Here is an 11,663-nt window from a genome sequence, read left to right as displayed (position 1 = left end):
TCGTCACGGTGGTCGACAACGTGGCCACCGTCCGCCCCTAGGATCGTCACCCGCAGTTCCGGTGCCGCTGCGACGGCCCGCAACCACCGGATCGGGCGGTGACCGCGACGCACGGGTCGCGGTCACCGCCCGGTTCGCATCTGTAGCCTGGGCACTGCCCATTTCCGACGATTGGATGCGAGGACACCACCACATGCCTGCACGGACCCGTTCGAGCCTGACCCGCGTCCTGGGCGCCGGCGCCGCGGCGCTCGCCGCCACCGCCCTCCTGGGCGCCTGCGGAAGCGACGATTCCACGGCGACGAACACCCCGTCGACGTCCGTGTCGGCGACCACCTCGACATCCGCCGCCGAGACCACCGCCGCCAAGGCGACGACGACCGCTCCCGAGGGCGCGGCCACCACCAGTCCGGGCGAGGCCGCCACCGCACCCCCGGCGCAGCCGGAGACCGAACCCGGATTCCCGGGCCCGGCCGAGGTGCCGGTGGACGACCGCGGCCAGGCGTTCCTGGACGGGTTGCGCGAGCAGGGCGTGGAACCCGCCGCCGACGGCAGTATCGCCATCAACACGGCCAACTACATCTGCGCCGCGACCGCACAGGGCAGCTCGCCCGAGGAGATCAAGACGATCGTCACCGCCGCAGTGGGCAGCGAGGCCACGGCCGCCGGCAAGGAGATCTCCGACGCCGAAGCCGCGACGACCGCCGACGTCTACATCACCGTCGCCCGCGACACCTTCTGCTAGGAGCAGCAACCATGACGGCCCGAGCGAAGCAACGACGCCGGAGGCGGGGAATCCTCGTACTCGGGATCCTGGTCGTCCTGGCGGCCGTGCTCGCGATGTGGTACATCCTCGCGGGCCGGCTCCCGGTGCCGGGGCCGCCGGGGCCGCTCGGGCCCGAGAAGCCCCAGGCGCAGCCGGCCTCGTGCCCCGACGTCCAGGTGGTGGCGGTGCCGGGCACGTGGGAGTCGGCCGCCTGGGACGATCCGTACAACCCGACGTTCAATCCGCTCTCGCTGATGCTGAACGTCACGCGTCCGCTGCAGGAGCGCTTCGACGCGCAGCGTGCCGATGTGTACACCGTTCCGTACGTGGCCCAGTTCTCGAATCCGGTGGCGCTCCCGCCGGACGGTCAGCAGTCCTACAACAACAGCCGCACGGCCGGCACCGCGGCGACCGAGGACATCCTCGAGCGACGGTTCGCCGAGTGCCCGCTGACCAATTACGTGCTGACCGGATTCTCGCAGGGCGCGGTCATCGCGGGCGACGTCGCGTCGCGCATCGGTGCCGGTGACGGGCCTGTTCCGGCGGACCGCGTGCTCGGGGTGGCGCTCATCGCCGACGGCCGTCGCGATCCGGGGACGGTCGAGACGATCGGGCCGCCCGTCGCAGGTGTCGGCGCCGAGCTGTCGCTGAACGGATTGCGTCTGCCGGGGATCACCATGACCGGCGCGCGGCCGGGTGGATTCGGCGAGCTCGAGGACAAGGTGGTGGACATCTGTGCACCGACGGACGGGATCTGCGACGCCCCGCCGAATGCGCTCAATCCCGGCAACTGGCTCGCCAGCGCGCCGCGGTTGCTCGAGTACATGAACAACCCCGTGCACGCGCTGTACAACACCTTCGTCGTGGACGATTCGGGTACGACGGCGACGCAGTGGGTGGCGAACTGGGCGAGCGAGAAGATCGAGGAGGCGCCGACCCCTCCCGAGGAGTGATCACTCCTCGTTGTTACCGGCCGGTAGTGTCGGGGATCACCACCCGATACACTCACTGGTCGGTCGGCGCTTAGACTCGACCTTCGGTCACGACCCGGGAAGTCCTTCCGGGGCCGTGACGCGCGACCACTGCCACACGAGAAGAGGTTCGATGAGCGCCACCGACGGCTCGGCTGTCACGCAACCGCGGAAGTTCCGTTTCGCCGCGGGTGGCGAGGGCAACGCCGAGGAGGGCGGTGCCCGGCGCTTCGTCGAGCTGGCGCGCAAGGCCGAGGAACTCGGCTACGACAGCTTCATGATCCCGGACCACCTGGGCAACCAGGTCGGACCCATGGCCGCTCTCGGTGCGCTCGCCGTCGCCACCGACAAGATCCGCCTCGGCACCGCCGTCCTCGCGAACGGCTTCCGGCATCCCGCGATCCTGGCCAAGGACGCCGCGACCGTCGACGTCCTCTCGGGCGGACGGCTCGAGCTCGGGATCGGCGCAGGGTGGATGAAGGAGGAGTTCGACAAGGCGGGCATCGCCTACGAACGTCCCGGCGTCCGGATCGAGAAGCTCGAGGAGACCCTGCAGATCCTGGACGTGCTCCTGCGCGGCCGGGAATGCAACTTCGAGGGCAAGCACTACCGCATCGACGGCCTCAAGGGCAGTCCGCGTCCGCGGCAGGGCCCGCGCCCGCCCATCGCGGTCGGCGGCGGGGGACCGAAGATGCTCGCCCTGGCGGCGAAGTACGCCGACATCATCTCGGTGGCCACGCCCACGAATCGGGACGGCCGTTTGTTGCTGTCGGGGATCACGATGGGCAAGACTGTGGAGCGGGTGGACGTGATCCGTCGCGCAGCGGGGGATCGGTTCGATGACATCGAGCTGAACTGGACCATCACGATGATTCTCGTCACGGATGATCGGGAGCAGACTGCCGAGATGGCACTGGCTGCTCTCGACCAGGGCTTCCCCCCGAACATCGAGGTGGACGTCCGGCTCACCGTGGACGAGATCCTCGAATCGCCGTATCTCGCAATCGGTTCCTACGAGGAGATCGCCGAGCAGATCCGTAACGTGCGGGCGAAGACAGGGATGTCCTATGTGGGGGTCTTCCCCACTCAGATGGAGGCGTTCGCACCGGTGATTCCGCTGTTGGCGGGGGAATGACCGATGCGGATCTGTAACATAATCGTGATTTCGGATCGATGGACAGATTCGTGAGACGCACGGCCGGATGCTGTTGAGCTGTACAGGTACGACGATCCGCTAGCGCGAGGACAAGGACGGGGCGCAACCATGTCGAGTGGTTGTGGGATCGCTTCGACAGGGAGAAGGAATGAGCGTCGGGTTCGAAGAGTTCATCGATGAGAACGGACAGATCGTGTTGCCCGAGGGCAACACTCTGCTCGACCACCTCGAGCAGCATTTCGCCGAGAACGGCGACGATCTTGCGTACCGTTACATCGATTACTCGCGGGAACGTGACGGCGAGGTCCACGAGCTGACCTGGCAGCAGTTCGGGGTCCGCCTGCGCGCGATCGCGGCCCGGCTGCAGCAGGTCACCGAGCCCGGCGACCGCGTCGCGATCCTCGCCCCGCAGGGCCTGGACTACGTCGTCTCCTTCTTCGCGGCCATCTATGCCGGCACCATCGCCGTCCCGCTGTTCGACCCCGACGAGCCCGGCCACACCGACCGGTTGCATGCCGTCCTCGGCGACTGCACGCCCAGCGCCATCCTCACCGCCACCACCTCCGCGGCCGGGGTCCGGCAGTTCTTCCGGCCGCTGCCCGCCGCGCAGCGCCCCCGCATCATCGCGGTCGACGCGATTCCCGACACCGTCGCCGAGTCGTGGACGCGACCCCGGATCGGCACCGACGACATCGCCTACCTGCAGTACACCTCCGGATCGACCCGGGTGCCCGCGGGCGTCGAGATCACCCACCGCGGTGTCCTCACCAACTGCATCCAGATGGCCGACTCCATCGAACTCAACGAGGGTTCGCGTGGTGTGACGTGGCTGCCGCTGTTCCACGACATGGGCCTGCTCACGATCATCCTGCCGGCGATCGGCGGCAAGTACATCACCATCATGAGCCCCCGCGCCTTCGTGCAGCGGCCGGGCCGGTGGATCAAGGAACTCGCTGCGGTCTCCGACGGCGCCGGCACGTTCGCCGCGGCGCCGAACTTCGCGTTCGAGCACGCGGCCGCGCGAGGACTGCCGAAGCCGGGTGAGACCCTCGACCTGAGCAACGTGATCGGCCTGATCAACGGCAGCGAGCCGGTGACCACCTCCTCGATGCGCAAGTTCAACGAGGCGTTCGCGCCGTACGGCCTGCCGAAGACCGCGATCAAGCCGTCGTACGGCATGGCGGAGGCGACGCTGTTCGTCTCGTCCACCCGGCACACCGACGAGGCCAAGGTCATCTACGTCGACCGCGACCAGCTGGGCGCCGGCCGCATCGTCAAGGTCGACAAGGAGGCGCCGAACGCCATCGCGCAGGTCTCCTGCGGTTACGTCGCGCGCAGCCAGTGGGCCGCGATCGTCGACGCGGAGACCGCCGCCGAGGTGCCGGACGGGCACGTCGGGGAGATCTGGCTGCACGGCGAGAACATCGGCATCGGGTACTGGGGACGAACTCAGGAGACCGCGGAGACCTTCCACAACACGATCGCCGACCGCCTGACCGACGGCAGTCACGCCGAGGGCACGCCTGCCGACGCGCACTGGCTGCGCACCGGCGACTACGGCGTGTACGTCGACGGAGAGCTGTACATCACCGGCCGCGTCAAGGACCTGGTCATCGTGGACGGGCGTAACCACTACCCGCAGGACCTGGAGTTCTCGGCGCAGGAGGCCAGCTCCGCGCTGCGTCCCGGCTTCGTCGCCGCCTTCGCCGTGCCGGCCAACCAGCTGCCGCAGGTGGTGTTCGAGAACTCGCACTCGGGCCTGCAGTTCGACGCCGACGATGCCTCGGAGCAGCTGGTCATCGTCGCCGAGCGTGCGCCGGGCGCGGGCAAGGCGGATCCGCAGCCGGTCGCGGACACCGTGCGGGCGGCGATCTCGGCACGGCACGGCGTGACCGCACGCGACGTCCTGCTCGTTCCGGCCGGGTCTATTCCGCGCACGTCGAGCGGCAAGATCGCGCGTCGCGCGTGCAAGGCCGCGTACATCGAGGGAACCCTGCGCGGCGGTTACACGCAGCAGGCCTTCCCCGATAGCGTTTAAACATTGTTCTCTTTCCCGGGTAGCGTGGTGGGTTGATGGCTGACACTGAAATGACCGTCGCGCAGCTGCGCGAATGGCTGCGGAACTGGATCGCCGAGGCCACCGGGCAACCGGTGGCACAGATCTCCGACGATCGTCCGATGGAGGAGTTCGGTCTCTCGTCCCGCGACGCCGTCGCGCTCAGCGGCGAGATCGAGGAACTGCTCGGCGTCACCCTCACCGCGACGATCGCGTACCAGCACCCCACCATCGCGTCGCTGGCCACGCGCATCATCGAGGGCGAGCCCGAGCTCCCGGAGGGTGACGACAGCGCCTTCTATGCCGCCGGTCCGGCCGGCCGGGCACACGACATCGCGATCGTCGGTCTCGCCACCCGGCTGCCCGGGCACGTGAGCACCCCCGCCGAGATGTGGGAGCTGCTCGCGCAGGGCCGCGACGGGATCACCGACCTCCCCGAGGGACGGTGGTCCGAGTTCGCCGACTACCCGCAGATCTCGTCCGCCATCGCCGCGGCCAACACCCGCGGCGGGTACCTCGACGACGTCAAGGGCTTCGACGCCGAGTTCTTCGCGATGTCGCCGCGCGAGGTCGAGATGGTCGACCCGCAGCAGCGCCTCGCTCTGGAACTCACCTGGGAGGCGCTCGAGCACGCCCACATTCCGGCCAGCGACCTCAAGGGCCGCCCGGTCGGTGTGTTCATCGGCAGCTCCGCCAACGACTACCAGCTCCTCGCGGTGAGCGACCCGTCCGCCGCGCATCCGTACGCGCTGACCGGCACGGCGACGTCCATCGTCGCCAACCGGGTCTCGTACTTCTTCGACTTCCGCGGCCCGTCCGTCGCCCTGGACACCGCATGCTCGTCGTCGCTCGTGGCCGTGCACCAGGCGGTGCGGGCCCTGCGCGACGGCGACGCCGACGTGGCGCTGGCGGGCGGCGTGAACATGCTCGTCGCGCCGGCCGCGACACTCGGCTTCGACCAGCTCGGCGTGCAGGCCCCCGACGGCCGCATCAAGGCCTTCTCGGCCGACGCCGACGGCATGGTCCGCGCCGAGGGCGGTGGCCTCGTCGTGCTGAAGCGGCTCGAGGACGCCGAGCGGGACGGCGACACCGTGCTCGCCGTCATCGCCGGTTCCGCCGTCAACCAGGACGGCCGCTCCAACGGGCTGGCGGCACCGAACCCCGAGGCCCAGGTCGACGTGTTGCGCCGCGCCTATCGGGACGCGCACATCCTGCCGTCCGGCGTCGACTACATCGAGGCCCACGGCACCGGCACCGTGCTCGGCGATCCGATCGAGGCGGACGCCCTCGGCCGGGTCGTCGGCCGCGGCCGCGACGCCGACAAGCCGGCGCTGCTCGGTTCGGCGAAGACCAACTTCGGCCACCTCGAGGCGGCCGCCGGCGCGGCGGGCCTGATCAAGGTGGTCCTCGCGATGCAGGAGAACCACCTGCCGGCGACGCTGAACTACACGGCGCCGAACCCGTACATCCCGTTCGAGCAGGCCCGCCTGAAGGTCATCCCCGAGGGCTCCGAGTGGCCGCGCTACACCGGCAAGGCGATCGCCGGCGTCTCCGGGTTCGGCTTCGGCGGCACCAACGCGCACGTCGTGGTCCGCGAGTACACCGGCCCCGAGGCGGACACCGGGACACCGGCCGAGCCGGAGTCGAGCGAAAGTGTCGTTCCGTCGGCGCAAGGAGCGGAAGGGCACGTTCGCTCGGACGAGAACGCCGAGCGCCCGGTGCTGCTCGCGGTGTCCGCGGCGATGCCGTCGCGCCGCCGCCGGGCCGCCGCCGACCTCGCCGACTGGCTCGAGACGGAGGCCGGCAGCACCACGCCGCTCGCCGACGTCGCCCGCACCCTCTCCCGTCGCAACCACGGGCGCTCGCGTGCCGTCGTGATCGCGACGACCCGCGCCGAGGCCATCGCCGGATTGCGCGCCGTCGCCGCCGGTAAGCCCGCCCAGGGCGTGTTCTCCGCCGACGCCCCCGCCGCCAACGGGCCGGTGTGGGTGCTGTCCGGATTCGGGTCGCAGCACCGCAAGATGGCCAAGCAGCTGTACCTCGAGAACCCGGTGTTCGCGGCGGCCGTCGACGAGATCGACGAGCTGATCGAGGACGAGGCGGGCTACTCCATGAAGGAGAAGTTCTTCGACGACGCCCAGGACTACGACGTCGAGACCTCGCAGGTCGGCATCTTCACCATCCAGGTCGCCCTCGCGAAGTTGCTACGCCACCACGGCGCCGAGCCGTCCGCCGTCGTCGGCCACTCCATGGGTGAGGCCGCCGCCGCATACATCTCGGGTGGTCTGTCGCTCGAGGACGCCGTCCGCGTCATCTGCGCGCGCTCGCGGCTGATGGGTGAGGCCGAGGCGCTGCTCGAGGGCGACGACATCCGGCTCATGGCGCTCGTCGAGTACAGCGCCGCGGAGATCGAGCAGGTCCTCACCGACTACCCGCACCTCGAGGTCTGCGTCTACGCCGCGCCGACACACACCGTGATCGGCGGCCCGCAAGCCGAGGTCCACGCGATCGTCGCGCGGGCGGAGTCGGAGGAGAAGCTCGCCCGCGTGCTGCAGACCAAGGGCGCCAGCCACACCTCGCAGGTGGATCCGCTCCTCGGCGAGCTCGCCGCCGAACTCGCCGGCATCGAGCCGCACCGGCTGAAGGTCGACGTGTACTCGTCGGTCGACCAGGACACCCACTACCGCGCCGGGCACGAGCCCATCCACCAGGTCGAGTACTGGACCAAGGGGCTGCGGCACAGCGTCTACTTCACCAACGCGGTGAAGCTGGCCGTCACCGACGGGCACACCACCTTCGTCGAGCTGGCCCCCAATCCGGTCGCGCTGATGTCCGTGGCCGCGACGGCCTACGCGGCCGGGGTCATCGACACCCAGCTGATCCAGACCCTCAAGCGCAAGGAGGACGAGCCGCTGGGCGTGCTCACCGCCCTCGCGCAGCTGTACGTGCACGGCCACACCGTGGACCTGCACAGCCTGCTCCCCGCCGGCGGGTACGCCGATTTGCCGCGGACGGTGTTCCTGCGCAAGCCGTTCTGGCTCGAGACCCGCATCGGGACGGGCGGCAGTGCCCGCGTGCCCGGTGCGCACGTCGCGTTGCCCGACGGCCGGCACGTGTGGGAGGTGCGCGCCGACGCCGTCACCGACCTCGGCGAACTCGCCGTCGCCGCCGCGTCGCAGGTGCTCGCCGACGTCACCCTCACCGCGTCCGTCCCGTACGGCGACGTCCCCGCCACCGGCACCCTCACCACCACGCTGACCCGGCACCTCGGCGGCGCGTCGCTGCACGTGCACGGGCGTGACGCGGCGGACGGCGAGTTCCGGTTGCTGTTCGACGCGGTCGTCGCCTCCGGTGACGCACTGCCGGCCCCCGCCCCGGCGCCCGCGCCGGCCGAGCGTTCCGCCGGCCCGGTCGAGACGCTGCCCGAGGTGGTGGAGACCTTCGGCGACAAGTGGGATCCGAACGGGTCGCAGACCCTCGAGGATCGGCTGGCGCTGATCGTCGCCGAATCGATGGGCTACGCGCCCGAGGACCTGCCCGTCGAGATCCCGCTGATCGAGCTGGGCCTGGACTCGCTCATGGCGGTGCGGATCAAGAACCGCGTCGAGTACGAGTTCGACATCCCGCAGTTGCAGCTCGCCGCGGTGAAGGACGCCAGCCTGCGCGACGTCGCGAAGTACCTGCGGTACGCCGTGGAGAACCGCGAGGAGGTCGCCGCGCTGGCCGCACAGCAGGCCGCGGACCGCGACACCGCCGAGCGGGAGGACGCGGCGCTCGACCTGCCTCCGATCTCGCCGGTGGAGGACACCGGGGTGGTGCACGAGGCCGAAGCGATCCTGGAGGCTGCCGAGGCCGCAGACGCTGGGAAGACTGACGCTGGGAAGGCAGACGCTGGGAAGGCAGACGCTGGGAAGGCAGACGCTGGGAAGGCAGACGCTGGGAGGGCCGGGGCGAGCACCGACGAGGCCACCGACGTCACCGACCGGCAGGCGGTCGCGGAGGCCTCCGGCACCGACGTGCCGCCGCGCGACGCCGCCGAGCGGCTCACGTTCGCGACCTGGGCCGTGATCACCGGACAGTCCGCGAAGGGCATCTTCAACACCCTGCCGATCCTCGACGACGAGACGGCCGAGCGTCTCGCCGCCCGGCTGACCGAGCGGGCGAACGGCGAGATCACCGTGGACGACGTGCTCGACGCCGAGACCATCGAGCAGCTCGCCGAGAGCGTGCGCCGGCACCTCGAATCGGCGGATCGCATCGACGGGCTCGTCCGTACGCTGCGCCCGCGGCCCGAGGGCTCGAACGCCGTGCCGGTGTTCGTGTTCCACCCCGCCGGCGGATCCACCGTCGTGTACGAGCCGCTCCTGCGCCGGTTGCCCGAGGGCACCCCGATGTACGGCTTCGAACGCACCGAGGGCCCGATCGAGCAGCGCGCCCAGGAATACCTGCCGCAGATCAAGGCGATCCAGGGCGACGGTCCGTACGTGCTGTACGGCTGGTCGCTGGGTGGTGTGCTCGCCTACGCGGTCGCCCGGCTGCTGCGGGCCGAGGGCAAGGACGTGCGGATCGTCGGTCTCATCGACACGGTCATGGCGGGGGAGAAGGTCGAGGACACCCCCGAGGAGATCACCGCGCGCTGGCAGCGATACGCGCGGTTCGCGAAGAAGACCTACGGCGTCGACGCTCCGCTGCCGTACGACAAGCTCGCCGCGACGGACGACGAGGGGCAGGTGCGCATCCTCATGGACCTGCTCAAGATGAGCGGCACGAAGATCCCCGGCGGCATCATCGAGCACCAGCGCACGTCGTGGCTGGACAATCGGGCCATCCAGACGGCGAAGCTCGAACCGTACGACGGCGACGTGGTGCTGTACATGGCGGACCGCTACCACGACGACGCCATCGAGCTCGAGCCCGCATTCGGGACCAGGCAGCCCGACGGTGGCTGGGGTGAGTCGGTCCGTAATCTGGAGGTCATCCGTGTCGGCGGCGATCACCTCCAGGTGGTCGACGAGCCGTACATCGGGAAGGTGGGGGCCGACCTGACACGCAAGCTGGCCGACATCGAGGCCACGAGGAGCTGATCGAGTAGTGACCACGACGACGGCCGAGAAGCTGGCCGAGCTGCGCAAGAATCTCGAGATCGCCAAGGAGCCGGCCGGGGAGGCCGCGGTGGCCAAGCGCGCCGCCAAGGGCATCCCCAGCGCCCGCCAGCGCATCGACATGCTGCTCGATCCGGGCAGCTTCGTCGAGATCGGTGCGTTGATGAAGACGCCCGGCCGCGACGACGCGCTCTACGGTGACGGCGTCGTCGTCGGTCACGGCACCGTCGAGGGCCGGCCCGTCGCGGTGTTCTCGCACGATCAGACCGTGTTCGGCGGCAGCGTCGGCGAGATGTTCGGCCGCAAGGTCGCCGCGATCCTCGACTTCGCGCTGAAGATCGGCTGCCCGGTGGTCGGCATCAACGACTCCGGTGGCGCGCGGGTGCAGGACGCGGTGACGTCGCTGGCGTGGTACGCGGAACTGGGCAAGCGGCACGAGCCGCTGTCGGGGCTGTGCCCGCAGGTGTCGATCATCCTCGGCAAGTGCGCCGGCGGCGCCGTGTACGCCCCCATCAACACCGACGTGGTCGTGGCCACCGAGGAGGCGTACATGTTCGTCACGGGGCCGGACGTCATCAAGTCCGTCACCGGTGAGGACGTCAGCCTCGACGAACTCGGCAGCGCCCGCAAGCAGGCCGAGTACGGCAACGTGCACCACGTCGCGCCGGACGAGAAGGCCGCGTTCGAGTGGGCCCGCAAGTACCTGAGCTACATGCCGTCGAACGCGCAGGAGAAGCCCCCGGTGATCAATCCGGGGCTCGAACCGGAGATCACCCCGGACGATCTCGAGCTCGACACGTTCATGCCCGACGCGGACAACTCCGGCTACGACATGCACGACATCCTGCTCAAGATCTTCGACGACGGCGACTTCTTCGAGATCCGTTCGCAGGTCGCCCCGAACATCATCACCGGCTTCGCCCGCGTCGACGGCCGGCCCGTCGGTGTGGTGGCGAACCAGCCGCTGTACCTGTCCGGGGCGCTCGACGCCGCGAGTTCGGACAAGGCCGCGCACTTCGTGCGGGTGTGCGACGCGTACGACATTCCGCTGGTGTTCGTCGTCGATACCCCCGGCTTCCTGCCGGGTGTGGAGCAGGAGAAGATCGGGGTCATCAAGCGCGGCGGCCGGTTCCTGTTCTCGTTCGTCGAGGCGTCGGTGCCCAAGGTGACCGTGGTGGTGCGCAAGTCCTACGGCGGTGGTTACGCGGTGATGGGGTCCAAGCAGCTCGGCGCGGATGTGAACTTCGCGTGGCCGACGGCACGGATCGCGGTGATGGGCGCCGAGAGTGCGGTGGCGGTCATCGGCCGTCGCCAGATCGAGGCCGCGGGCGAGAACGCGCCGGCGGTGCGTCAGCAGCTGATCAACTTCTACAACGAGCACATCGCGACGCCGTACATCGCGGCCGAACGCGGCTACATCGATGCAGTGATCGAGCCGCACAAGACGCGTCTGGAGATCCGCAAGGCGCTGACGTTGCTGCGCGACAAGAAGGTGTTCAAGAACCCGCGCAAGCACCACCTGCTTCCGCTCTAGTGGTTGGGCCGAATGTCACATTGCGTCGATCGTGGCTGACTCAGGTGGTCCATGCGACACGCTCCCTGACCAGGGGAG

6 protein-coding genes are annotated in these 11,663 nt (G+C 69.6%); all 6 read left to right on the top strand.

Features of this window, described 5'->3' with window-relative positions; all coding sequences use genetic code 11:
- The first annotated feature begins 193 nt into the window (after nt 1-193).
- A complete protein-coding gene (locus tag QYS60_RS25320) occupies nt 194-745 on the top strand; it encodes a DUF732 domain-containing protein (protein ID WP_003937157.1) in 552 nt (183 codons plus the stop codon).
- 11 nt (nt 746-756) lie between these two features.
- Nucleotides 757-1,719: a cutinase family protein gene (locus QYS60_RS25315; protein WP_003937156.1), complete on the top strand. Its 963-nt coding sequence runs from the start codon at nt 757-759 to the stop codon at nt 1,717-1,719.
- 151 nt (nt 1,720-1,870) lie between these two features.
- Entirely contained in the window at nt 1,871-2,872 is a 1,002-nt protein-coding gene (locus tag QYS60_RS25310) for an LLM class F420-dependent oxidoreductase (protein WP_003937155.1), read from the top strand.
- 169 nt (nt 2,873-3,041) lie between these two features.
- On the top strand, nt 3,042-4,931 hold the full coding sequence (gene fadD32 / locus QYS60_RS25305; protein WP_289379577.1) for a long-chain-fatty-acid--AMP ligase FadD32: 1,890 nt from the start codon (nt 3,042-3,044) through the stop codon (nt 4,929-4,931).
- A gap of 50 nt (nt 4,932-4,981) precedes the next feature.
- Nucleotides 4,982-10,033 carry a polyketide synthase Pks13 gene (gene pks13, locus QYS60_RS25300; RefSeq protein ID WP_371384606.1) on the top strand — a complete coding sequence of 1,684 codons (5,052 nt, stop codon included), beginning with the start codon at nt 4,982-4,984 and terminating at the stop codon, nt 10,031-10,033.
- A gap of 7 nt (nt 10,034-10,040) precedes the next feature.
- Entirely contained in the window at nt 10,041-11,585 is a 1,545-nt protein-coding gene (locus QYS60_RS25295) for an acyl-CoA carboxylase subunit beta (protein ID WP_003937152.1), read from the top strand.
- Nucleotides 11,586-11,663: the final 78 nt, after the last annotated feature.

The sequence above is a fragment of the Rhodococcus sp. GXMU-t2271 genome (genome assembly GCF_041414735.1).
In the GTDB taxonomy this organism is placed as follows: Bacteria; Actinomycetota; Actinomycetes; order Mycobacteriales; family Mycobacteriaceae; genus Rhodococcus; species Rhodococcus indonesiensis.
Note: the sequence above shows the minus strand (reverse complement) of the source record. Positions and strands in the feature narration are given on the sequence as shown.

Excerpts from the sequence above, each read along its gene's own strand:
- QYS60_RS25320 (WP_003937157.1), top strand. The coding sequence starts at position 194 with ATGCCTGCACGGACCCGTTCGAGCCTGACCCGCGTCCTGGGCGCCGGC.
- QYS60_RS25315 (WP_003937156.1), top strand. The coding sequence starts at position 757 with ATGACGGCCCGAGCGAAGCAACGACGCCGGAGGCGGGGAATCCTCGTA.
- QYS60_RS25310 (WP_003937155.1), top strand. The coding sequence starts at position 1,871 with ATGAGCGCCACCGACGGCTCGGCTGTCACGCAACCGCGGAAGTTCCGT.
- fadD32 (WP_289379577.1), top strand. The coding sequence starts at position 3,042 with ATGAGCGTCGGGTTCGAAGAGTTCATCGATGAGAACGGACAGATCGTG.
- pks13 (WP_371384606.1), top strand. The coding sequence starts at position 4,982 with ATGACCGTCGCGCAGCTGCGCGAATGGCTGCGGAACTGGATCGCCGAG.